The organism is Roseateles sp. P2_H4 (genome assembly GCF_056403315.1).
On the sequence record NZ_JBFUFR010000009.1, the window covers coordinates 126,103 to 148,402 of the forward strand.

General features: G+C 68.4%; 27 protein-coding genes. 6 read left to right on the forward strand and 21 right to left on the reverse strand.

The window, feature by feature from the left end:
- Positions 1-19: 19 nt before the first annotated feature.
- The 6 genes from AC1DW3_RS09380 to AC1DW3_RS09405 form a co-directional block, all read right to left on the reverse strand.
- Positions 20-262, reverse strand: a complete 243-nt coding sequence (locus AC1DW3_RS09380) for a DUF2970 domain-containing protein (protein ID WP_477930755.1) — start codon at positions 260-262, stop codon at positions 20-22.
- Positions 259-864 (reverse strand): cytochrome c oxidase assembly protein, encoded by a 606-nt coding sequence (locus AC1DW3_RS09385; protein ID WP_477930757.1) that lies wholly within the window; start codon positions 862-864, stop codon positions 259-261. Before AC1DW3_RS09385 ends, AC1DW3_RS09380 begins: the two co-directional genes overlap by 4 nt.
- A 1-nt stretch (position 865) precedes the next feature.
- On the reverse strand, positions 866-976 hold the full coding sequence (locus AC1DW3_RS09390) for a cytochrome oxidase small assembly protein (RefSeq protein ID WP_477930759.1): 111 nt from the start codon (positions 974-976) through the stop codon (positions 866-868).
- A gap of 5 nt (positions 977-981) precedes the next feature.
- Positions 982-2,631: a cytochrome c oxidase subunit I gene (gene ctaD / locus AC1DW3_RS09395; protein ID WP_477930761.1), complete on the reverse strand. Its 1,650-nt coding sequence runs from the start codon at positions 2,629-2,631 to the stop codon at positions 982-984.
- A 30-nt stretch (positions 2,632-2,661) separates the two neighbouring features.
- On the reverse strand, positions 2,662-3,840 hold the full coding sequence (coxB, locus tag AC1DW3_RS09400; protein ID WP_477930824.1) for a cytochrome c oxidase subunit II: 1,179 nt from the start codon (positions 3,838-3,840) through the stop codon (positions 2,662-2,664).
- 184 nt (positions 3,841-4,024) lie between these two features.
- Entirely contained in the window at positions 4,025-4,948 is a 924-nt protein-coding gene (locus AC1DW3_RS09405; protein ID WP_477930763.1) for a methyltransferase domain-containing protein, read from the reverse strand.
- A gap of 23 nt (positions 4,949-4,971) precedes the next feature.
- On the opposite strand from AC1DW3_RS09405, the gene AC1DW3_RS09410 reads away from it, so the two are divergent.
- Both AC1DW3_RS09410 and trmL read left to right on the forward strand, forming a co-directional pair.
- Positions 4,972-5,727, forward strand: a complete 756-nt coding sequence (locus tag AC1DW3_RS09410; RefSeq protein WP_477930765.1) for a ComF family protein — start codon at positions 4,972-4,974, stop codon at positions 5,725-5,727.
- Positions 5,728-5,887: 160 nt separating this feature from the next.
- Positions 5,888-6,358, forward strand: a complete 471-nt coding sequence (trmL, locus tag AC1DW3_RS09415) for a tRNA (uridine(34)/cytosine(34)/5-carboxymethylaminomethyluridine(34)-2'-O)-methyltransferase TrmL (RefSeq protein WP_477930767.1) — start codon at positions 5,888-5,890, stop codon at positions 6,356-6,358.
- Position 6,359: 1 nt separating this feature from the next.
- On the opposite strand, the gene AC1DW3_RS09420 is transcribed toward trmL, so the two are convergent.
- The 4 genes from AC1DW3_RS09420 to AC1DW3_RS09435 all read right to left on the reverse strand — a co-directional run bounded on the left by AC1DW3_RS09420 (position 6,360) and on the right by AC1DW3_RS09435 (position 8,722).
- Positions 6,360-7,358, reverse strand: coding sequence for an NAD(P)H-dependent glycerol-3-phosphate dehydrogenase (locus tag AC1DW3_RS09420; RefSeq protein WP_477930826.1), 999 nt, complete (start codon positions 7,356-7,358; stop codon positions 6,360-6,362).
- Positions 7,359-7,432: 74 nt separating this feature from the next.
- Complete coding sequence (gene secB, locus AC1DW3_RS09425; protein WP_477930769.1) at positions 7,433-7,906, reverse strand: protein-export chaperone SecB; 474 nt, start codon at positions 7,904-7,906, stop codon at positions 7,433-7,435.
- A gap of 116 nt (positions 7,907-8,022) precedes the next feature.
- On the reverse strand, positions 8,023-8,283 hold the full coding sequence (gene grxC / locus AC1DW3_RS09430) for a glutaredoxin 3 (protein ID WP_477930771.1): 261 nt from the start codon (positions 8,281-8,283) through the stop codon (positions 8,023-8,025).
- 28 nt (positions 8,284-8,311) lie between these two features.
- Positions 8,312-8,722 carry a rhodanese-like domain-containing protein gene (locus AC1DW3_RS09435; protein WP_477930773.1) on the reverse strand — a complete coding sequence of 137 codons (411 nt, stop codon included), beginning with the start codon at positions 8,720-8,722 and terminating at the stop codon, positions 8,312-8,314.
- Between the two features lie 87 nt (positions 8,723-8,809).
- On the opposite strand from AC1DW3_RS09435, the gene gpmA reads away from it, so the two are divergent.
- Complete coding sequence (gene gpmA / locus AC1DW3_RS09440; protein WP_477930775.1) at positions 8,810-9,553, forward strand: 2,3-diphosphoglycerate-dependent phosphoglycerate mutase; 744 nt, start codon at positions 8,810-8,812, stop codon at positions 9,551-9,553.
- Here the strand turns inward: gpmA and AC1DW3_RS09445 are convergent.
- Positions 9,538-10,491, reverse strand: a complete 954-nt coding sequence (locus tag AC1DW3_RS09445; protein ID WP_477930777.1) for a glycosyltransferase family 9 protein — start codon at positions 10,489-10,491, stop codon at positions 9,538-9,540. The two genes, gpmA and AC1DW3_RS09445, sit on opposite strands and share 16 nt — an antisense overlap.
- A 52-nt stretch (positions 10,492-10,543) precedes the next feature.
- Here AC1DW3_RS09445 and AC1DW3_RS09450 point away from each other — a divergent pair, with 52 nt between their 5' ends.
- Together AC1DW3_RS09450 and AC1DW3_RS09455 are read left to right on the forward strand one after the other, a co-directional pair.
- The gene (locus AC1DW3_RS09450) at positions 10,544-11,173 is read left to right on the forward strand and encodes a DUF4254 domain-containing protein (RefSeq protein ID WP_477930779.1); all 630 of its coding nucleotides are present in this window, start codon (positions 10,544-10,546) and stop codon (positions 11,171-11,173) included.
- Positions 11,170-11,940 carry a hydroxypyruvate isomerase family protein gene (locus AC1DW3_RS09455; RefSeq protein ID WP_477930781.1) on the forward strand — a complete coding sequence of 257 codons (771 nt, stop codon included), beginning with the start codon at positions 11,170-11,172 and terminating at the stop codon, positions 11,938-11,940. Before AC1DW3_RS09450 ends, AC1DW3_RS09455 begins: the two co-directional genes overlap by 4 nt.
- On the opposite strand, the gene AC1DW3_RS09460 is transcribed toward AC1DW3_RS09455, so the two are convergent.
- The 6 genes from AC1DW3_RS09460 to AC1DW3_RS09485 all read right to left on the reverse strand — a co-directional run bounded on the left by AC1DW3_RS09460 (position 11,924) and on the right by AC1DW3_RS09485 (position 16,601).
- On the reverse strand, positions 11,924-12,652 hold the full coding sequence (locus AC1DW3_RS09460; protein ID WP_477930783.1) for a lysophospholipid acyltransferase family protein: 729 nt from the start codon (positions 12,650-12,652) through the stop codon (positions 11,924-11,926). The two genes, AC1DW3_RS09455 and AC1DW3_RS09460, sit on opposite strands and share 17 nt — an antisense overlap.
- 76 nt (positions 12,653-12,728) lie before the next feature.
- On the reverse strand, positions 12,729-14,030 hold the full coding sequence (locus AC1DW3_RS09465) for a dihydroorotase (protein ID WP_477930785.1): 1,302 nt from the start codon (positions 14,028-14,030) through the stop codon (positions 12,729-12,731).
- Positions 14,027-14,989 carry an aspartate carbamoyltransferase catalytic subunit gene (locus AC1DW3_RS09470; protein ID WP_477930787.1) on the reverse strand — a complete coding sequence of 321 codons (963 nt, stop codon included), beginning with the start codon at positions 14,987-14,989 and terminating at the stop codon, positions 14,027-14,029. The genes AC1DW3_RS09465 and AC1DW3_RS09470 overlap by 4 nt, the downstream gene beginning before the upstream one ends.
- A 79-nt stretch (positions 14,990-15,068) precedes the next feature.
- Entirely contained in the window at positions 15,069-15,557 is a 489-nt protein-coding gene (gene pyrR, locus AC1DW3_RS09475) for a bifunctional pyr operon transcriptional regulator/uracil phosphoribosyltransferase PyrR (protein WP_477930789.1), read from the reverse strand.
- A 58-nt stretch (positions 15,558-15,615) separates the two neighbouring features.
- The gene (ruvX, locus tag AC1DW3_RS09480) at positions 15,616-16,014 is read right to left on the reverse strand and encodes a Holliday junction resolvase RuvX (RefSeq protein ID WP_477930790.1); all 399 of its coding nucleotides are present in this window, start codon (positions 16,012-16,014) and stop codon (positions 15,616-15,618) included.
- Positions 16,014-16,601 carry a YqgE/AlgH family protein gene (locus tag AC1DW3_RS09485; protein WP_477930792.1) on the reverse strand — a complete coding sequence of 196 codons (588 nt, stop codon included), beginning with the start codon at positions 16,599-16,601 and terminating at the stop codon, positions 16,014-16,016. The genes ruvX and AC1DW3_RS09485 overlap by 1 nt, the downstream gene beginning before the upstream one ends.
- A 14-nt stretch (positions 16,602-16,615) precedes the next feature.
- Between AC1DW3_RS09485 and AC1DW3_RS09490 the strand changes: the two genes are divergently transcribed.
- Entirely contained in the window at positions 16,616-18,046 is a 1,431-nt protein-coding gene (locus AC1DW3_RS09490) for a cryptochrome/photolyase family protein (protein WP_477930794.1), read from the forward strand.
- Between the two features lie 19 nt (positions 18,047-18,065).
- Here AC1DW3_RS09490 and AC1DW3_RS09495 read toward each other — a convergent pair whose 3' ends face one another.
- The 4 genes from AC1DW3_RS09495 to AC1DW3_RS09510 all read right to left on the reverse strand — a co-directional run bounded on the left by AC1DW3_RS09495 (position 18,066) and on the right by AC1DW3_RS09510 (position 22,300).
- Entirely contained in the window at positions 18,066-18,905 is an 840-nt protein-coding gene (locus tag AC1DW3_RS09495) for a response regulator (RefSeq protein ID WP_477930796.1), read from the reverse strand.
- A 114-nt stretch (positions 18,906-19,019) separates the two neighbouring features.
- The gene (locus AC1DW3_RS09500) at positions 19,020-19,655 is read right to left on the reverse strand and encodes a response regulator (RefSeq protein WP_477930798.1); all 636 of its coding nucleotides are present in this window, start codon (positions 19,653-19,655) and stop codon (positions 19,020-19,022) included.
- Positions 19,652-21,052 carry a CHASE3 domain-containing protein gene (locus AC1DW3_RS09505; RefSeq protein WP_477930800.1) on the reverse strand — a complete coding sequence of 467 codons (1,401 nt, stop codon included), beginning with the start codon at positions 21,050-21,052 and terminating at the stop codon, positions 19,652-19,654. The genes AC1DW3_RS09500 and AC1DW3_RS09505 overlap by 4 nt, the downstream gene beginning before the upstream one ends.
- Positions 21,053-21,259: 207 nt before the next feature.
- Positions 21,260-22,300 carry a GGDEF domain-containing protein gene (locus tag AC1DW3_RS09510; protein ID WP_477930802.1) on the reverse strand — a complete coding sequence of 347 codons (1,041 nt, stop codon included), beginning with the start codon at positions 22,298-22,300 and terminating at the stop codon, positions 21,260-21,262.

Genomic DNA, 22,300 nt, shown 5'->3' on the forward strand with positions numbered 1-22,300 from the left:
TTTGTTGCGGCGCGGGCCCTCAGGCCCCCGCCACGCCACTGCTGATGACCCAACGGACCAGCAGCACCAGCACCAATACAAACAGGGCGGCGCCAAGCACGCCCGCGATCAATACATGCACCGGGTTGAGCTTGGCCATGTCTCTCTCATGGTCCCGGCCCCGGCGCACGCCGAAAAAACTCCAGGCCACGGCCGAGATCGTCTGGGCGAACGAGGCCTTGCGGCCCACCGCTTCCTTCAGATCCTGACCGGGTTCGCTCACAGCGCCGCTCCCATGGCCTTGGGCGCCTGGCCCAACTTCACACCGCCCTTGCCCGCCACCTCGAAGAAGGTATAGGACAGGGTGATGGTCTTCACATCCTTGGGCAGCTTGGGGTCGATGACGAACACGACCGGCCACTGCTTGCTCTCGCCCGGCTTCAAGGTGTACTCGTTGAAGCAGAAGCATTCCAGCTTGTTGAAATGCGCGCTGGCCTGCATGGGCGCATAGCTGGGAATAGCTTGCGCGGCCATGGTGCGGTCCTGCTTGTTGCGGAACTCGTACATGACCTGGGTCAGCTCACCCGGATGCACCGTCAGGTGGCGCACCGCCGGCTTGAAGTCCCAGGGGCCGCGGGCGTTGGTGTCGAACTCGACCGTGATCTCACGGCTGAAATCGATCTGGCCATTGCCATCGGCGATGCCCTTGCCGGCCAGCGCCGTCTGGCGTTCGGCCAGCGACAGCACGTTGATGCCCAGGGCATTGCAGATCGCCCTGTACAGCGGCACCAGCGCATAGCCAAAGCCGAACATCAGCGCGACGATCACCGCCAGCTTCATGACGAGCTGGCGGTTGTCGCGGTGAAGTGCAGCCAGGAAGCGCATGTCAGTGGGCCAGCATCACCATCTTGGCGACGAAGCCGACGCCAAAGACGAGGGCGATCGACAACAGGATCAAACCCAGTCGGCGGTTGGCCTTGCGCTGTTCGGGCGTCATGACGATCAAGCGACGATCTTCGTGGCCGAAGCATTCAGCTTGGGCGGGGTCTCGAAGGTGTGGAAAGGGGCCGGCGACGGCACTTCCCACTCCAGGCCTTCAGCGGCTTCCCAGGGCTTCTGCGGCGCCTTCTCACCCTTGCCGCGCATCGCCGGGACAACCACGAACAGGAAGAAGTAGACCTGCATCAGACCGAAGCCGAAGGCGCCGATGGACGCGATCATGTTGAAGTCGGCGAACTGCATCGGGTAGTCGGCATAGCGACGTGGCATGCCGGCCAGGCCCAGGAAGTGCATCGGGAAGAAGGTGATGTTGAAGAAGATCAGCGAGCCCCAGAAATGGATCTTGCCGCGCGTCTCCGAATACATCACGCCGGTCCACTTCGGCGCCCAGTAGTAGTAACCGGCGAACATGCCGTACAGCGAACCCGCCACCAGCACGTAGTGGAAGTGGGCCACGACGTAGTAGGTGTCCTGCAGCTGGATGTCGACCGGCGCCATGGCCAGGATGAGGCCGGTGAAGCCGCCCATCGTGAACACGAAGATGAAGCCGACGGCGAACAGCATCGGCGTCTCGAAGGTCATCGAACCGCGCCACATCGTCGCCAGCCAGTTGAAGATCTTCACGCCCGTGGGCACGGCGATCAGCATGGTCGCGTACATGAAGAACAGCTGGCCCGTCACCGGCATGCCGGTCACGAACATGTGGTGGGCCCACACGATGAAGGACAGGATGGCGATCGACGCCGTCGCATACACCATGGACGCATAGCCGAACAGGCGCTTGCGGGCGAAGGCCGGCACGATCTGGCTGATGATGCCGAAGGCCGGCAAGATCATGATGTAGACCTCGGGGTGGCCGAAGAACCAGAAGATGTGCTGGTACATGACCGGGTCGCCGCCGCCAGCCGGGTTGAAGAAGGCGGTGCCGAAGTGGCGGTCGGTCAGCGTCATCGTGATGGCGCCGGCCAGCACGGGCATGACGGCGATCAGCAGATAGGCCGTGATCAGCCAGGTCCACGAGAACATCGGCATCTTCATCAGCGTCATGCCGGGGGCGCGCATGTTGAGGATGGTCACGATGATGTTGATCGAGCCCATGATGGACGAGGCGCCCATGATGTGCATCGCGAAGATGCCGGCGTCCATCGACGGGCCCATCTGCAGCGTCAGCGGCGCGTACAGCGTCCAGCCGGCGGCGGGGGCACCGCCCGGCATGAAGAAGCTGCCGACCAGCATCAGGGCCGCGGGGATCAGCAGCCAGAAGCTGAAGTTGTTCATCCGCGCAAAGGCCATGTCGGCGGCGCCGATCTGCAGCGGGATCATCCAGTTCGCGAAGCCGACGAAGGCCGGCATGATGGCGCCGAACACCATGATCAGACCGTGCATGGTCGTGAACTGGTTGAAGAGTTCCGGGTTGAAGAACTGCAGGCCAGGCTGGAACAGCTCCGCGCGGATGCACAGGGCCAGGATGCCGCCGATCATCAGCATCGTGAAGGAGAACAGCAGGTAGAGGGTGCCGATGTCCTTGTGGTTGGTCGCGAACACCCAGCGGCGCCAGCCGTGGGGTGCATGGTGATCGTCGTGATGGTCGTGATCGTGGGCGTGGCCGTCATGGCCACCGACCGCGCCGTGGGGGGGGAGCACTGCACTCATGTGATTTCCTCTGATTCGGCGTTCGGTCGATTACTTGCGGGCGGCCAGCACTTCGGCCGGCTGCACCGTCTGACCCGTCTTGTTGGACCAGCTGTTCTTCGTGTACGTGATCACGGCGGCGATGTCGGTGTCGCTGAGCTGCTTCCAGGCGGGCATGCCCTTGTCCATGCGGCCGTTCAGCACGACGTTGATCTGCTGCAGCTTGTCTTCGGCAAGCACCACGGGCGACTTGTCCAGCGGCTTGATCGGGCCGGCGCCGGAGCCATCGGCCTTGTGGCAGACCGCGCAGTTGGCGGCGTAGACCTTCTCGCCACGGGCGACCAGGGCGGCCTGTTCCCAGACCTTGTTCGGGTCGTCGGCCTTGGCGGCGATTTCCTTCTTCTTGCCATCCACCCACTTGGTGTAGTCCTCGGCGGACACGACCTTCACGTGGATGGGCATGTAGGCGTGTTCCTTGCCGCACAGCTCGGCGCACTGGCCGTAGTAGTCACCGATCTTCTCGGCCTTGAACCAGGTGTCGCGCACGAAGCCGGGGATGGCATCCTGCTTGACGCCGAAGGCCGGCACCATCCAGGCGTGGATGACGTCGTTGGCCGTCGTGATGATGCGGACCTTCTTGTCCACCGGCACGACCAGCGGGTTGTCGACCTTCAGCAGGTAGTTGTCGACCGGCTCGGGCTTGCCGGTGTTGGATGACTCGCGTTGGGCGGTGTCCAGCGTGGCCAGGAAGCCGATGCCCTCGCCTTCGCCCTTCAGGTAGTCATAGCCCCACTTCCACTGGTAGCCGGTGGCCTTGATGGTCACATCGGCGTTGGTGGTGTCCTTCATCGCGACGACCACCTTGGTGGCCGGCAGGGCCATGCCGATGACGATCAGGAAGGGCACGACGGTCCAGGCGATCTCGACGGCCACGCTCTCGTGGAAGTTGGCCGACACCGCACCCTTGGACTTGCGGTGCTTGAAGATGGAATAGAACATGACGCCGAACACGGCGACGAAGATGACCAGGCAGACGATCATCACGAAGTTGTGCAGCCACATCTGGTCGTGGGCGATGCGCGTGACCGGCTCGTGCAGATTGAGCTGATTGACGCCGGGGCCGCCCTTGAGGTCGTTGACCGCCAGGGCCGGGCCCGCTGCCAGGGCCGCCATCGCCGCCGTGGCCCAACGGCCCCAAGCGCGTGAGGCGCTATGCACTCGTGCGTTCATCATCGTCATGGTTGTCACTTGGTTCTTTGAAGAGCGGGGCTTGCAAACCAGCCCAACGGCCGGATTTGGGAGGCAAGTTCCGTGGATTGGGCCGGGTGTTGCCCCAAAGCCCTCTATGCGGCGCGGGATTTTAGCCCAGGCTCCGGGAGGGACGACCCAGGCCGCCCCCGGGGATTCACCCCCTTCATCCCGATTCGCGCCCCTTGCGCAGCGTCGCACGCATGGCGTCGATGGAAACATGGGTCTCGGCAGCCATTGTGAGGCGTGGCGCGGCCTTGAACGCATGGCCGAAAACAAGTTCCAGCGTCAGCGCCAGCCGCCCGTCCGCATCGCGCAGCGTTTCCAGCCGGGCCAGCAGGGCGGCCTTCCAGGCGCGGCCGCGCAAACCGGCAAAGCGGGTCGGTGCCAGATTGCCACCCAGGCTGCGCAGATCGGCCAGCAGGCTTTCGGGCGTGGCCCAGGTCAGGCGCAGCCGCTGCTGGTCCATGACGGGATCGGCAAAGCCGGCCTTGAGCACCAGATCGCCGATGTCGTGCATGTCCCACCAGTCCGGGGCCGGTCGGCCCCAGCCGGCGCGGGCATACAGCGTGCGCAGCTCGACGAAGCTGTCCGGGCCCAGGCAGGAGAACATGACGAAGCCGCCGACCGCCACGCTGGCCTGCCAGGCGTCGAGCAGGGCCGGCAGGTCGGCGCAGGCGTGCAGGGCCATGTTGGACCACAGCAGGTCCACCGGCGGCTGAGCCGGCAGCGCATCCATCTGCCCCGACGAGGCGCCGCGCAGCTTCTGCCACCAATTGCGCTGGCGCTTTTCAGCCGCGCGCGCCGCCAGCGCGGGGTCGGCTTCATGCCAAAGCACTTCGGCGTTCGGGTAGGCCAGGCGCAGCAGCTCGCCACTGGCACCCAGGGCGGGCGAAGCATCCAGCACGCGCGCCGGCTGCAGCTTGATATAGGTCAGGCGCTCGGCCATGCGGCTGGCGACCTCGCCATGCAACCAGGGCGGCTCTGCGGCGGCTGCAAGCCGGCGCGCCTGGTGGCGCACGGCTTCGGCGTCGAGAGCCTGGGGCCGCGGCCCCTTGTTTGAAGTAGGGGTCGATGCCGGTTCACTCATGGAGCGGTCAGTATATTGAGCCGATGCCCGAGCGCTCCCTGTCGGCAACCAAGCCTGCGTTGATCGAGAAAGTCCTGCTGCGCTGCGCGGGCCAGTGCGCCGTCTGTCGTGCCTGGAGCCACCAGACCATCTGCGAGTCCTGCCTGGCCCTCTACGCCCGACCCCAGCCGCGCTGCTGGACCTGCGCCGCCAGGCTGCCGCTCGAACTCGTCGGCAAGCCTCGCCCCCAATGCGGGCGCTGCCTGCACGCCGCACCGCCGCTGGACCGCACCGTCGCGGCGCTGGACTACCGCTTCCCCTGGGACGGCCTGCTGCAGCATTTCAAGTACCACCAGGCCCTGGAGCTGCGCGAGAGCCTGCTGGAGCGGCTGAACACCGCGCTGAATGCGGCCGAAGTGGGCGCGCCCGACTGGCTGCTGCCCGTGCCCCTGTCGGATCGACGCCTGCGCGAGCGCGGCTACAACCAGGCCCATGAACTCACCAAGGCCCTGGCGCGGCGCCGCGGCCTGCGCTGCGAGCCCGACCTACTGCTGCGCGTGCGCCACAACGAGCGCCAGGCGGGCCTGAAGCTGGAGGACCGCGCGGCCAATGTGCGCGGCGTCTTCGCCGTCGAGCCGCTGCGAGCGGTTCGACTGCGCGGCACCAATGTCGCCCTGCTGGACGACGTGATGACCAGCGGCGCGACGCTGTTCGAACTCGCCAGCGTGCTGCTGCAGGCCGGCGTCATGAGCGTGCAGGCCTGGGTCATTGCGCGGACCCCTGAACCCGGCGACGAATGAGGCCCCTCGCCCAGGTTCGCGCCGCTGAACGCGGCGAACCTGATCGGTCCCCCGAGGGGACGGCGATGCACGCGGCCTCGAGCCACGTGCACATCGCCAAGCGGGCCGGCTAGGGGCGGCCCGGCGCTCGGCCCAAATGCACGCGCGAGATACTGCGGCGATGTTCAACATCGTCCTCGTCCAGCCGGAAATCCCGCCCAACACCGGCAACGTCATCCGGCTTGCGGCCAACACCGGCTGCAGCCTGCACCTGATCGAGCCGCTGGGCTTTTCGATGGAAGACAAGCTGCTGCAACGCGCGGGGCTGGACTATCACGAGTACGCCCGCGTGCAGCGCCATGCGGACTGGGCGGCCTTCCTGGCGGCCGAGACGCCCGACCCGGCGCGCCTGTTCGCCTTCACGACGCGCGGCAGCCGGCCCTTTGGCGAGGTGGCCTGGCAGCCGGGTGACTACTTCGTCTTCGGCAGCGAGACCGCCGGCCTGGCGCCCGCGCTGCGCGAGACCTTCCCCGCCGAGCAGCGCGTACGGCTGCCGATGCGCGAGGGCCAGCGCAGCCTCAATCTGAGCAACAGCGTGGCCGTGGCGGTCTTCGAGGGCTGGCGGCAGAACGGCTACGCCGGGGGCGGCTGAGCTATTCGGCGCGCGCCTCGCGCCCCATCAGGTGCTCGACCGCCTCGCCAACGCGCAGGCGCCCGTCCAGCAGCGCCACCATGCCCTCGGTGATGGGCATCTCGACACCCGCCTCGCGAGCCCGCGCCAGCACCGTCGGCGCGCTGTAGACGCCTTCGGCCACATGGCCGAGCTGCTGCAGGATTTGCGGCAGGGCCAGGCCCTGGGCCAGCATCAGGCCGACGCGGCGGTTGCGCGACAGGTCGCCGGTCGCCGTCAGCACCAGGTCGCCCAGGCCGGACAGGCCCATGAAGGTCTCGGCCTTGGCACCCAGGGCCAGGCCCAGGCGCAACATCTCGGCCAGGCCACGCGTGATGAGGGCGGCGCGGGCGTTCAGGCCCGGCGCGTCCGGGGCCGCGGCCGACAGCCCGTCGCAGACACCGACCGCGATGGCCATGACGTTCTTGACGGCGCCGCCCACCTCGACGCCGACCGGGTCGCTGGACGTGTAGACCCGCAGCCTGTCGCCATGGAAGGCATCGACGGCGGCCTGGGCCAGGTCGGCGTCCTCGCTGGCCGCGACCAGGGCCGTGGGCCGGCCGGCGGCCACTTCCTGCGCGAAGCTGGGGCCGGACAGGATGCCCACGCGCATCGCCGGCTGCAGTTCGCGGGCGATCTCGTGGCCCAGCCGCCCGGTGCCGGCCTCGAAGCCCTTGCACAGCCACAGCACGCGCTGGCTGGACGGCAGGGCGGCGAGGGTCTCGCGCAGGCCGGACATCGGTGTCGCGACGATGGTCAGCCCCGCGGCGGCATGGGCAATGGATGCGCTGCGATCCGCCGTCAGGCCAAGGGTGGCCGGCAGTTCGCTGTCCGGCAGATAGGCCGCATTGCGGCGGCTGGCGCGCATCTGCCCGATGGCCGCGGCATCGCGCCCCCACAGGCTGACGTCATGGCCGGCCTGCGCAGCCTGGATGGCCAGCGCAGTGCCCCAGGCACCGGCGCCGAGCACGCTGATCTTCATCGTCGTCATGCGCAGAGTTTCACCCAAGTAAAACGCCCCGCACTCGGCGGGGCGTCGTCAGCGAAGCCGCTGAATCAGTTGACCGCTTGGCCGCCTTGCGCAGCGCGTTGCGCCTGCTGGGCCTCGAACATGGCCTGGAAGTTCACTTCCGTCAGCAGCACGGGCGGGAAGCCGGCGCGGGTGCAGACGTCGGACACGATGGCGCGCAGATAGGGGTAGACCATCTGCGGGCAGACGATGCCCAGGATGCCTTCGAGCTGGTCCTGCGGCACGTTGCGGATCTCGAAGATGCCGGCCTGCTTGGCTTCGACCAGGAACAGCGTCTTGTCGCCGACCTTGGTATTGACCGTGGCGGTCACGCAGCATTCGAAGATGCCGTCGGTGACATTCTCGGCCGACAGCGTCAGGTTGATGTCGACTTGCGGCTGCGATTGCTCCAGCAGGATGTGCGGCGCGTTCGGCTGTTCCAGCGACAGATCCTTCAGGTACATGCGCTGGATCTGGAACACGGGGGTGCCTTCGGCGGCAGCTTGGATCTCGTCGGCCATGGAATTCTTTCTAGCGAAGCGTCAAACAAAAGCCCGCAGGCGGCGCGCTGCGGGCGGTGGCTGGATTATGGGCGAGGCCCCATGACAAAGCGCCGGGGGCTTGCCCGGGCTTGAAATCAGGCAGCCTGGAGCAAGGGCAGCAGTCCGCCCTTCTGGTCGAGGGCGATGAGGTCGTCACACCCCCCGACATGGGTGTCGCCGATGAAGATCTGCGGCACGGTGCGCCGGCCGGTCCTGGCCATCATGTCCTGGCGCTCGGCGGGGTTGAGGTCGACGCGGATCTCGTCGATCTGCTCGACGCCACGCTGCTTGAGCAGCATCTTGGCGCGCACGCAGAACGGGCAGACCAGCGTGGTGTACATCTTCACGGACGCCATCTTCAAATCTCCTTCGGGCAAAAACCGCTTACGCAGTTTTCTCCACCGGCAAATTGGCCTCCCGCCAGGCCTTGAGGCCGCCGGCCAGCACCTGGGCCTTCTCATAGCCCAGCTTGCGCAGCATGCCCGCAGCGCGGCCGGCGCGTGCGCCCGTCGGGCACACCAACACCAGCGGCAGGGCCTTGTTGGAAGGCAGGGACTTGTGGCTCTCGATCTGGCCAAAGGGGATGTTGCGGGCGCCCACCGGATGGCCCTTGGCGTACTCCTCGGGCTCGCTGACATCGATCAGCACGCCCTTCTCGCGGTTGACCAGCTGCACCGCCTCGGCAGGGCTGACGCCGCCGCCTTGGGCGCCCGACATCAGCAGGGGGTAGATCAGCATGCCGCCGGACACCAGCGCGGCGACGATCAAAAACCAGTTCTCGATCAGGAAGTTCAAGCAAGCATCCCGTGTAATTCAACGAAGCCGAGCATTATCGCTGGAGCCGATAATCCGCCGCCTTCCACCACCTGTGCGTTCTTGCCCATGTACAAGCTCGTCCTCATCCGCCACGGCGAATCGACCTGGAATCTGGAAAACCGCTTCACCGGCTGGACCGATGTGGACCTGACGCCCACCGGCGTCGAACAGGCCAAGAACGCCGGCCGGTTGCTGAAGGAAGCGGGCTATGACTTCGACATCGCCTACACCTCGGTGCTCAAGCGCGCCGTCTGGACGCTGTGGCACTGCCTGGACCAGATGGACCGCACCTGGCTGCCGGTGCGCCACGCCTGGCGCCTCAACGAGCGCCACTACGGCGGCCTGCAGGGCCTGAACAAGGCCGACATGGCCAAGCAGTACGGCGACGAGCAGGTGCTGATCTGGCGCCGCAGCTACGACACGCCGCCGCCGGCGCTGGAAGCGACCGACCCGCGCAGCGAACGCAGCGATCCGCGCTACGCCAAGCTCGACCCGAACGACGTGCCGCTGACGGAATGCCTGAAGGACACGGTCGCCCGCGTGCTGCCGTTCTGGAACGACACCGTTGCGCCGACGATCAAGAGCGGCCAGCGCGTCGTCATCGCCGCCCATGGCAACAGCATCCGCGCGCTGGTGAAGTACCTCGACAACATCGCGGACGACGCCATCGTGGGCGTCAACATCCCCAACGGCATCCCGCTGGTCTACGAGCTGGACGAGAACCTCAAGCCCATCAAGAGCTACTACCTCGGCGACGCGGAAGCGGCCGCCAAAGCAGCCGCAGCCGTCGCGAATCAGGGCAAGGCCTGATCCACGGCTGAGATGACCTCATCGACGCTGACCCACTCGGTGGGACCGCGTCGCATGAGCGTCACCGTCGAGCCCCACGGCGCCCAGCGCGCCGGGTCCACGGGGCCCCAGATGCTCAGCAGCCGCGCGCCGACGCCCGCAGCCATATGGGCCGGGCCGGTGTCGTTGGCCACCACCACACCCGCCAGCTGCAGCAGCGCGTTGTAGACGCCCAGCGCCACGCCGTCGAGGCGGATGGCGTCCGGGTAGAGATCCTTCGCACCTTCGACCTCCGCCGGCCCCGGCACGATGACGACCCGCCGACCGGCCGCATGCAGGCGCCGCACGAAGTCCGGAAAGGCCGGCCAGCTGCGGTCGAGGAACTCGATGCGGCCGTTCGCAAACGGGCAGATCAGCACGCAGCGCGCCGGCTCCACGCCCTGCGCCGCCAGCAGCGCCCGCGCCTGCGCTCGCTGCGCCTCGCTGACCTGCATGGCTATGTCCCGCGGCGGCTCGGCCTGCATGCCGAGGAAATCGCAGGCCAATTCCCAGTACTCGACCAAGGTGTGCCGGCCTTCGCGCTTCGGATGGCCGCGTCGCAGCAGCCAGGTGCGGCCGTCGCCCGCATGGCCCTCCGGCTTGAGCCCGGCAAAGCGCGCGTCCAGGGCTGCGGAGAAGGCATAGGGAAACAGCAGCATGTTGGAACGGCCGTCAAAGCCCGGGTCCTCCTGCCGAATCTGGCGTCGCATCACCCGCAACTGCCCGATGCGGTCATGCAGGCCTGCCGGCCGCACATGCACGGGCCAGCCCTCGGCCTCCAGCAGGCCACGCGCCCAGCCCTTGCCCACCAGTTCCAGCCGGTAGCCGTGGCTTTCGAGCAAGCGCAGTGCCGGAATGCTCAGCACCGTGTCGCCGACGAAGTTGCGCAGGCGAACGATGAGCGGGCGTGCTTCTATCATCAGCAATTCTTTACAAGTGGCGCGGGATTCTCCCTGCGCGGATGCCCTCTTCATGTCCGAGATCACCCTGCCCTCCGCCGCCGAAGTGATCGCCGTGCATGACGCGGCCCTGGCGCGTGCGCCGCAACCCGCGCAGGCCAGCGATCTGCGCGGCTGCATTGCCGCCAACCACTTCCACAACAGCAGCCTGTGGGCCCAGGAGGACCTGGCCCGCCGCACCCAGGCGCCCGATGCGGAGATCGTCGCCAACAAGCGCGCCATCGATCGCCACAACCAGGCCCGCAACGACGCCATCGAGCGCATCGACGAGTTCCTGCTGAGCGCGCTGGGCCTGGTGGACCCGACGACGATCGCCAGCGCCCTGCCCCGCTCCACCATCTCGCACGGCGCGCGCCTGAACAGCGAGACGGCCGGCTCCATGCTGGACCGCATCTCCATCCTCGGCCTGAAGATCGCCGCGATGCGCGAGCAGACCCTGCGCACCGACGTCGACGACGCCCACCGCCAGTCCTGCGCCGAGCGGCTGGAACGCCTGACCCAGCAGCGTGCCGATCTCGGCAACTGCTATGACGAACTGCTGGCCGACGCACGCGCCGGGCGGGCCTACTTCAAGGTCTACCGCCAGTTCAAGATGTACAACGACCCACGGCTCAACCCGGCCCTGGTGGCGGAGTCCAGGTGATCCCGGCGCCAATCGCGCCACGTTTTGCGGCCAACCTGGACTGGCTGTACGGCGAGCACCCCTATCTCGACCGCCCGGCGGCGGCAAGGGCTGACGGCTTCGCGGCCGTGGAGCTGCAGCAGCCGCATCTGCATGACGGCTCGGCGCTGAAGGCCGCGCTGGCCGGGCTGCGCGTCGTGCTCATCAACGCGCCGGCCGGCGACTGGGCGGCCGGGGAACGCGGCTTCGCCGCCCTGCCCGGCCGCGAAGCCGAGTTCCGCGACGCGACGCTGCGCGGGCTGGACCTCGCCACCCAAATCGGCGCGGCGCGCGTCCACCTGCTCTCGGGCCTGGCGGACGACAGCGCCGAAACACGGCTCACCTGGTTGAACAATCTGCGCTGGGCAGCCGAGCAGTCGTCCCTGCCTCTCGTCGTCGAGCCCATCAACCGCCGCGACATGCCCGGCTATTTCCTGCACCGCCAGGGCCAGGCGCTGGAATTGCTGGCCGCGCTGGACACGCCGCGCGTGCAACTGCAGCTGGACCTCTATCACTGCCGTGTTGCCGAGGGTGAATCGCTGACGCATCTGACGCGCGCACTGGAGCAGGGCCTGCTGGGCCATGTCCAGGTCGCTGGCGTCAAGGGCCGCAACGAGCCCGCGGCCGGCGAGTACGCAGCCGAGTTCAAGCTGCTGGAAGAACGCGCCTGGCCAGGCGCCATCGGCCTCGAATACCGGCCGCTTGCCGGCACATCGGCCGGCCTGGCCTGGTTTACAAGCGCGCGCTGATCACGCCGCGCAGCGTCTCGCCGAGGGCGCGACGGTCCCGGCCTTCCGTCATCACGCTGGGCAGGATCTGCACGTCGATGCCCAGGCCCCGGGCAGAGGCGATGCTCCACAGGCTCTGGGTCAGCGTCATGTCGCCGATGAAGCGGGCCGACGGGCTGAAGCGCTCCCCTGGCTCGTACCAGCGCAAGACAAGAGGCAGCACCGGCGCACCCGTCGACACGGCCGCCTGCAGCAGGTTGGCATGGAAGTGCAGCAACTCGGGGCCTGCACCCGTCGTGCCTTCGGGGAAGACGGCGACGCAATCACCCGCCTGCAAGGCCGCGGCCGTCTGGTGGACGACGCGCAGCGCATCGCGCTTGCTGGTGCGCTCGATGAAGAGGGTGCCGGCACCTTCGACGAGAGCGCCCACCAGCGGCCAATGCTTCACGTCGGCCTTGGACACGAAGCGGGCCTGCGGCAGCACCGCGTGCACGGCGGCGATGTCCAGCCAGGAGATGTGATTGGCCACCATGAGGTGACCCGTGGGCAGGGCCTGGCCCTGGGACTTGATTTCAATACCGAGGATGCGCAGCGTCTTCACCGACCACCACTGGATCTGCCCATGCTTCTCGGCGGCCGTCATCAGTTCGAAGCGGCGTCTGACGATCCACAGCCCGTGCAGCACATGCGGCACAAGGCGCGCGAGGCGCCAGGTGGCGATCAAGGCCCTCATTCAGCCCCCCGCCGGGCCGCCCCAAGGGAGGCTGCGCCCCCTCGGGGGGCAGCGTGCGAAGCGCGCGTGGGGGCTGTCATCCTTCGTATGCGACGTGGCCGGCGACGAGGGTGCAACGCACGCGCGCCGGCAGCTCGAAGCCGCTGGAGGCGAAAGCAAACGGGGTGTGCTTGCCCTGGCTGGCGAGCGCTTCGGGCGTGACGGCCCAGCTCGCGTTGGCGTCGAAGACGCAGACATCGGCGACACCGCCTTCCACGAGGCGGCCCGCGCTCGCCGACAGCGAGCCGAGGGCGTTGCCGAGCACGCGCACCGGCTCGGCGGTGACGACGGCGAGCGCGCGCTGCATCGGCAGCTCCGCGTCCCGCGCCCAGCGCAGCGCGAGGCTCAGCAGCAGCTCCAGGCCCGTCGCACCCGGCGTCGCTTCGGCGAAGGGCACGGCCTTTTCGTCGATGGTCACGGGCATGTGGTCGGACACCAGCGCGTCGATCGTTCCATCGGCAAGACCCGCGCGCAGCGCATCGCGGTCGCGCCCCTGGCGCAACGGCGGCGTCAGGCGCATGGCCGAGTCGAAGTAGCCGATGTCGACATCGCTGAGGTGCAGCGAGTTGATGGACACATCGGCCGTGACGGGCAGGCCTTCGCGCTTGGCGGTGCGCACCAACTCCACGCCGGCGGCGCTGCTGAGGCGGCAGATGTGCACGCGGGCGCCCGTCGCGCGAACCAGTTCAAAGATCGTGTGCAAGGCCACCGTCTCGGCGCTGACCGGCACGCCGGACAGGCCCAGCCGCGTCGCCACCGCACCGCTGGCGGCCACGCCGCCACCGAGGAAGAAGTCCTGCGGGCGCAGCCAGACGGTGTAGCCATAGGTGGCCGCGTACAGCAGCGCGCGGCTCAGCACCAGCGTGTCCTTGATCGGCACCTCGGCCTGCGAGAAGCCGATGCAGCCGGCCTCGGTCAGCTCGGCCATCTCGGTCAGGGCCGTGCCCTGCAGCTGGCGCGTCAACGCGCCGAGCGGAAAGAGGCGGCAGCGGCTGAGCTTGCGGGCGCGGAACTTCAGCATCTCGACCAGGCCGGGCTCGTCGAGCACCGGGTCGGTGTCGGGCGGGCAGACCAGGCTGGTCACGCCGCCGGCGGCCGCGGCGGCGAGCTCGCTTTCCAGCAGACCTTCGTGCTCGTGACCGGGCTCGCGCAGGCGGGCGCAGAGGTCGACGAGGCCAGGCGCGACGATGAGGCCGCTCGCGTCCACCGTGCGGTCGGCGCCGAAGTCCGACACTTCGCCCAGATGCACGATGCGGCCGTTGGCGATGGCCACGTCGCCGACGCGGTCGAGATTGCTTGCCGGGTCGATCAGCCGGCCGCCTTTGATGAGGATCTTCATGCTTCGTTCCCTGCCAGGATGGCCATGACGGCCATGCGCACCGCGATACCGAAGGTGACCTGCGGCAGGATGACGCTGCTCTTGCCGTCCGCCACTTCGGACGCGATTTCGACGCCACGGTTGATGGGCCCCGGGTGCATGACGATGGCGTCGGGCTTGGCCAGGGCCAGCTTCTCGGGCGTCAGGCCGAAGTGCTTGAAGAACTCGCCGCTGCTGGGCAGCATGCCGCCGTTCATGCGCTCGTTCTGCAGGCGCAGCATGATGACGACGTCGGCGCCTTTCACGCCCTCAGCCATGTCGTGGCAGACGCGCACGCCCATGTCGCGCAGGTCGCCGGGCACCAGCGTCTTCGGCCCGACCGCGCGGATCTCGGGCACGCCGAGGATGTTGAGCGCATGGATGTCGCTGCGCGCGACGCGCGAATGCACGATGTCGCCAACGATGGCCACCGTCAGGTTGCGGAAGTCGCCCTTGAAGTGCCGGATCGTGTACATGTCCAGCAGGCCTTGCGTCGGGTGCGCATGGCGGCCGTCGCCGGCGTTGACGACGTGCACATGCGGCGCGCAGTGCTGGGCGATCAGGTGAGGTGCGCCGCTCTCGCTGTGGCGCACGACGAACATGTCGGCGTGCATGGCACTGAGGTTGGCGACCGTGTCGAGCAGCGTCTCACCCTTGGCGGTGGAGGAGCGCGCGATGTCCAGGTTGATGACGTCGGCGGACAGGCGCTTGGCGGCGATCTCGAAGGTGGTGCGGGTGCGGGTGCTGTTCTCGAAGAACAGGTTGAACACCGACTTGCCGCGCAGCAGCGGCACCTTCTTGACSTCGCGGTCGTTGACGGACAGGAAGCTGCCGGCSGTGTCCAGGATCTGCTCCATGACCGCGCGCGGCAGGCCTTCGRTGGACAGCAGRTGGATSAGTTCGCCGTGCTTGTTGAGTTGAGGGTTGCGTTTGCTGAGCATCACAGGACTCCCGCCGGGCCGTCCCAAGGGAGGCCTACGCCCCCTCGGGGGGCAGTGAACGAAGTGAGCGTGGGGGCCATTACTTCACCTCGAACTTGAAGCGTCGGTCCTCGCCCTGCGCGAGGCGCAGGCTCTTGCCGGCGGCCAGCGTCACCCGGGCCGCCGAGAACGCCGGCTCGATCGGCAGTTGACGCCCGCCCCTGTCCACCAGCACGGCCAGTTGCACGCTGGCCGGGCGGCCGAAGTCGAACAGCTCGTTGATGACGGCCCGCGTCGTGCGGCCGGTATAGAGCACGTCGTCGATGAGCAGGATGTCGCGGCCGTTGACGTCGAAGGGCAGCGAGGTGTGGTCGGCCTTGGCCAGGCCGCGCGAGCCGAAGTCGTCACGGTGCAGCACGCTGGAAATGGTGCCGGCGTCGGCCAGGCCCAGGTCGACGGCCAGCCGCTCGGCCAGCCAGGCGCCGCCGCTCCAGATGCCCACCAGGGCGGTGTCGGGCGTCAGCAGTCGCTGCACGCCTTTCTTGAGCTCGAGGTACAGCGCCTCGGCATCGAGCAGCAATTCACTCAACTTAAAAACCTCCGTGCGCAAGCACTGCGGTGTGAGCCCTTCGGGCGGCCGGGCGGGCTCACGGGTGTTCTCGAAAAAACTGTTCCAGGATCAAGGCTGCGGCCGCAGCGTCCACATCGTGCGCGCCTTCGGCCTCGGCCTCGACGCTGGTATAGCGCTCGTCCACTTCGAAGACCGGCAGGTGGTGGCGCCCGGACAGCCGCCGGCCAAAATTCTGCGCCTTGGCCGTCATCTCGTGGGGCGCGCCGTCGGGGTAAAAGGGCACGCCGATGACGAGGGCGTCGGGCTGCCAGGTCTTGATGAGAGCGGCAATCGCGTCGAAATCGCCACTCTTGATGGTCGCGCGCGGCTCGGCCGCGCCGAGCATGCGGGTACCCGAGGCCACACCGATACGGCGGGTACCGAAGTCGAAAGCTAAAAAGGATTGATGCGCCGGCGTGAGGGCGGGCGCCTTCATCACGCGTGTCCCGCGTCCGAACTGAGCATGCGCGGGTCTACGCCCAGCAGCGCCAGCGCGCGCTCGTAGCGTTGCTCGACCGGCGTGTCGAAGATGATTTCCGGCGCCGCGTCCACCGTCAGCCAGCCATTGCGGCCGATCTCTTCCTCGAGCTGGCCGGCGGCCCAGCCGCTGTAGCCCAGCGTGACGAAGATCTTCCTCGGGCCGGCGCCGTTGGACAGGGCCTCCAGCACGTCGCGGCTGGTGGTCATCTCCAGGCCGCCGGGCACGGCCAGCGTGGCGTTGTAGTGGCCGCCCTCTTCGTCCAGCGGCTCGTGCAGCACGAAACCGCGGTCGGTCTGCACCGGGCCGCCGTAGAAGACGGGGCTGTCGGCCAGGGCTTCGGCCGGGGGGCTGAGCTCGACCTTTTCGAACAGATTGCCCAGCGTCAGCGAGGTCGGCTTGTTGACCACGAGGCCCAGGGCGCCGTTGTCGTTGTGCTCGCAGAGGTAGACCACGGTGCCTGCGAAGGCCTCGTCGGCCATGCCGGGCATGGCGATGAGGAACTGGTTGGTCAGGACGATCCGGTCGGCAGGCATGGCCGGCATTTTATTCTGTGGGTATGACTGCCCCCGCAAAACATGCGTTGGTCTGGTTCCGCCGCGATCTGCGCGTGGACGATCAGACCGCGCTTTACCAGGCGCTGAAGGCCGCCGACCAGGTCTTCTGCGCCTTCATCCTGGACCGCGACATCCTTGACGCCCTGCCCCGCGCCGACCGGCGCGTGGAGTTCATCCTGGGCGCGCTGCGGGTGCTGGACGAGGACCTGCGCAAGCTGGGCGGTGCGCTCATCGTGCGACATGGCTTCGCGGCCGACGAGATCCCGCGGCTGGCGGCGGAACTGGGCGTGCAGGCCGTGTTCACCAACCACGACGACGAACCCCAGGCGCTGATGCGGGATGCGCGGGTGGCCGACCTGCTGAAATCCGTCAACGCCGAGCTGCTCAGCTTCAAGGACCATGTCGTCTTCGAGCGCCGCGAGGTGATGACGGCCGCCGGCGGGCCGTACGGCGTGTTCACGCCCTACAAGAACGCCTGGCTGCGCAAGGTGGACGAGTTCTATCTGAGCAGCTACCCGGTGGAGCGCCATGCGCAAGCGCTGGCAAAGAGCGAACTGGCCGTGGGGGTTCCCAGCCTCGAGGACATTGGCTTCGAGCCCGCCGGGCTGATCGCCCACGTCGGCCAGGGCAGCCGCGGCGCCGAAGCCCTGCTGGACGATTTCCTGGACCGCATCGCCGACTACGACAGGAAGCGTGACTTCCCGGCGGCCAAGGGCCCGAGCTATCTGAGCGTGCACCTGCGTTTCGGCACGGTGTCGATACGCCGCTTGGCTCGCATCGCCCACCAGCTGATGCAAGGCGGCGACCATGGCGCCGAGATCTGGCTGTCGGAGCTGATCTGGCGCGACTTCTATCACCAGGTCATGCACCACCACCCGCATGCGATGACGTCGGCCTTCAAGCCCGAGTACGACGCCATCCGTTGGGAGACCGGCGCTCAGGCCGATCAGCTCTTTGCCGCCTGGTGCGAGGGCCGCACCGGCTTCCCGCTGGTCGATGCGGCCATGCGCCAGCTCAACCAGACGGGCTATATGCACAACCGCCTGCGCATGGTGGTGGCCAGCTTCCTGACCAAGGACCTGGGGCTGGATTGGCGCCGCGGCGAGGCCTATTTCGCCCGGCAGCTGCTGGACTTCGACCTGGCCGCCAACAACGGCGGCTGGCAATGGGCCAGCAGCAGCGGCTGCGACGCCCAGCCCTATTTCCGCATCTTCAACCCGACCAGCCAGAGCGAGAAATTCGACGCCGACGGCCGCTTCATCCGGCGCTACTGCCCGGAGCTGGCCGGACTGCCTGCCAAGGCCATCCACGCGCCCTGGGAGCGGGCTCCCTTGGAGATGCAGGGCAGCGCCTACCCACGGCCCGTCGTCGACCATGCCATCGCTCGCGAGCGCACGCTGGCGCGCTACGCGGTCGTCAAGCGCTCAGCCTGACGCGGCCCCGCACAAGCCCTCAAAGCGCGCCAAAGGCGGTGGCCTGGGCCAGCGTCAGCAGGCCGCGCGGCGAGACCGCATCGGCGGGGAAGAGCGCCATGCCAAGCTCGATGCCCAGGCTGTAGTCACGCCCACCCACGTGGAAGGGCTCGCTCATCAGGGTGACCAGGCTGCGCGCATGGGCTGCCGCCTGCTCGGCCTGGTCCAGGCGGGTCTGCACGATGGCGAACTGGTCGGCCGAACTGCGCGCGACGATGTCGGACTCGGCGCTGGCCTCCTTGAGCCGCACGGCCACCTGGCGGGCCACCGCGTTGGCGATGTCATCCGGCAGCGCGGCCAGCCCCGCCAAGCGCAGCACATAGACGGCGAGGTCGACGCCGTCACGGGTGGCGCAGCGCGAGACCTGGTCCAGACGCTCGTGCAGGGCTTGCTCGTTGAAGAGGCCGGTCAGGCCGTCGCGCAACTGCACGGCCGGCTTGTCGTCCAGCGTCGCGGGCAGCGTCACGGCGTACTCGGCGAGGTCGTCGAACAGCGTCTCCAGGCCGCTGGCCTTGTCGTAGAAGGCGTCGGCGCCGGCGTCCAGGCAGGCACGGCGGTAGGCGTCCACGTCCTGGGCCGTCAGCACGGCGATATGGCCGCCGTAGCCGGCGCGGCGCAGCTGCGTCACCAGGCTCAGGCCGCTGCCGGTGGCCAGGGACAGGTCCAGCAGCACGACGTCGGGCTGGGTCCACTGGATCAGCGCCAAGGCCTGGCGTTCGCCACCGGCCTCGCCGACGACCCGCATGCCCGGCATGGCGTCCAGTCGACGCACGAGCAGGCGACGGATGGAAGCGGAGTCTTCGACGAGGAAAATGTTCATGGACGCGATCTTCAGCTTGCGTCGGTTTTGTCGGCAGCGGGCGATGCCAGCAGCGCAGCAGCGGGATTGCCGCGACGTCGTGTAGGGAGATTGCCTACACGCCCGCACAACGCGTTAGAGCTCTGTCAACCCGTGCTGCACGCAGTATTTGGTCAGCTCGGTGTTGTTGGCCCAGCCAGCCTTCTCGAGGATGCGGGCCCGGTAGCTGCCCACCGTCTTGACCGACAGATGCATGGCTTCGGCGATCTGGGCCGGGGTCTGGCCGGCGGCGATCAGCAGCATGACGCGGTGCTCCTGCGCCGACAGCTGCTCATGCGGCAACGCATCGGGCGCCTTGCCGCTGAGCAGGCCCAGCAGGTGGTCGGCCATGGCCGCCGTGACGTAGCGCCCGCCTTCGGACAACCGACGCAGCGCGGTGCGCAGCTCCTCCGGCGCGCGGTCCTTGGGCAGATAGCCCGCGACGCCCATCTGCATCAGCCGCGCGGCATAGGCGGCTTCGGCATTGAGGCTGAGCACCAGCAGGGGCACCCCTGGCAGCACGCGCAGCAATTTGCTGGCGCCTTCGGTGCCGCGGGAGTCGGGCAGGGACAGGTCCAGCGTGACGAGGTCGGGCCGCGCGGCGGCGATGCGCGTCAGCGCCTCGGCAATGGTCGGCGCCTCGTCGATCTGGGCACCGGGCCACTCCTGCAGCACCAGCTGGGTGATGCCCATGCGCATCAGCGGGTGGTCATCGACGATGAGCAGTCTCACAACCAGGCCTCCTCTTCCTTGGCTGCCGCAACGGCCGGCAGGGCCGGCTCCAGCGGCAGCCAGACGCGCACGCAGGTGCCGGCGCCGGGAGCAGGCCCGAAGTCGAAGCTGCCGCCGGCCAGCTCGGCGCGCTCACGCATATTGCGCAGGCCGGCAGCGTCGGGCCGCGTGTCGCCGGGGCCGCGACCGTCGTCGACGACCTCGAGCTCATAACCCTCCCGTGCGCCGACGGCCAGGCTGCGTCCGGCCACGCGCAGCGTGCGCGCCTGGGCATGCCGGAGCACATTGGTGCAGGCCTCCTGCACGATGCGGAACAGCGGGCTGGCCTGCTCGGGCGGCAGCAGCTCGGCCTCGCCGAGGTCGAGCTTGGTGGTCAGGCCGGACTGGCGCGCCAACGTCTGCAGATAGTGGCCCAGGGCCGCCTCCAGGCCGAGTTCATCCAGCAGCGGCGGGCGCAGCTCGGCCGAGATGTGGCGGGCCGCACGGATGGCTTCGTCGGCCATGCCCTGCAGTTCGTCCACCAGCGGCTCGCTGCGCGGCGCCAGCCTGGCGCGCAGCGACAGCGTCAGCATCTTGATGGCCGTGCCGACCTGGCCGACCTGGTCGTGCACCTCGCGGGCGAGGCGGCGGCGCTCGGCCTCGATGCCGCGGTCCATCTCGACGGCGAAGCTGCGGATGCGCGCCAGCGCCAGGCTCAGCGCCTCGGTGCGCTGGGATACCTGCTGTTCCAGGCCGGCATTCGCGTCGCGCAGCGCCGCCTCGGCCACATCGCGCAGGCGGCGCTCCCGCAGCATCAGGGCCACCGCCACCGCCAGCGTGAGGAGGCCGACGCCGGGCAGCAGGCGGGTCAGCCGCGTCGTGCGCTGGCGCACGGCCCGGGTGGCCTCGTCGGCCGTGGCCACGCGGCGTTGCTGCTCGCGGCCGAGTTGCTCGATCTGGAAGCGCAGTTCGTCCATGACGCGCTTGCCATCCACATAGGCGCTGAGGTCTCGCGTGACGGTGCTGCCCTCGCCGAGGCGGCGTGCGACGGTCTGCCGGGCCTGGGCCAGCCTCTCGTCGATGAGGGCGTCCAGCCGGGCCAGCGTCAACGCGTCCGAGCCCTGCTGCGGCAGACGCTCGCGCAGGCCGGCGCGCACGGCGGCGAGCTCGCCGAGAGCTTCCTCATAGGGACGCAGAAAAGGTTGCTGGCCCGTGATGATGAAGCCGCGTTGGCCGGTCTCGATGTCGACCAGCAACATCAGCAGGTGCTGCAGTTCGGTCTGCGTGCGCAGCGCCTGGCTGCGCTCGGCGTCACGCTCCAGCAGCGCCGCGAGGCTCTGCGAGGCGCCCACGGCCGTGCCGACGAAGGCCAGGAAGGCCGCGACCAGCAGGCTCAATGGAAGCCAGGAATAACGCATGCACGACCCGCAACACGCCACAAACCGGGAGATCGCTGCGGGCGCCGCGCGATGGCGACAACCAGCCCAAGCCACCCCCGCACTGGGCCGCCCGCCAGCGTCTGCAACGCGCCGGTCGGGCGATGGGCCCTAGGCTAGGGCTGCCGTGGTGGGAAAGTCAAGCCGCGGTGTTGCCGCATGCAACGGCGGCGTTAGCACGCCACAGGCTCAGAACAGCTCGACGTCGCTGAGCTGCTGGGCGGCTTCCTGGATCACGCCGCTGGCCACCAGGGCCGCATAGTTGTGGACCTGGTTGCGGCCATGGCCCTTGGCGTGATAGACGGCCTTGTCGGCGCGCTCGAAGGCGCCCGCCGGGGAGTCGCCGGCGCGCACCTCGGTGAAGCCGATGCTGACGGTGATGCGACCCACCTGGGGGAAGGCATAGCGCTCGGTGTTCACGCGCAGGCGCTCGAAGGCCTCGCCGGCGTGGATTTCCTCGTCGCAGCGCATCAGCACGACGAACTCCTCGCCACCGAAGCGATAGAGCATGTCGTGAAAGCGGAAGGAGCCGCGCATCAGGCGCGACAGCAGCAGCAGCACCTCGTCGCCGATCAGGTGGCCGAAGCGGTCGTTGACGGACTTGAAGTGGTCGATGTCGATGACGCCGAGCACATAGTGCGGCGTGGCCGTCTCGTGGCGGCGATCCTCGGCCTCGTGCTTCACGTCCGTGCGCGTCGGGATGTCCGACAGCACCTTCAGGAAGCTCTCGTCGAAGGTCTTGCGGTTCAGCAGCCCGGTCAGGGTGTCGCGCTCGGAGTAGTCGAGCAGGCCCTGGAAGTTGTGATAGATCCGCAGCACGCTGCTGACCATGCGCTGGGCCCCCGTGCCGAGGCGGCGCGTRGACAGGATCTCGATGACACCGATGACGTCGCGGTCGGTCGCGATCGGGAACAGGTAAAGCCACTGGCCGCCCTGGGCCACCTGCGTCACGCTGCGGCTGCGCATGGCCTCCAGGCGCAGCGGGTGGTCGACCACCTTGGGCAGGGCCGCCGGCTTGGCCCACAGCGGGTCGGCCGACGCGACGGCGTCACCCGCCCGCAGATGGGCGCGGGTCAGCCAGCGCTCGTCACCCGGCTCACCGACGCTGCGGTAGATCGCGACCGACTCGGGCTCGAGCAAGTCACGCAGCGCCATGACCAGGGTGACGTCCATGACGTCACGGTCACGGAAACCGGTCAGCTCTGCGAGGTGGTCGACAACCTGTGACAT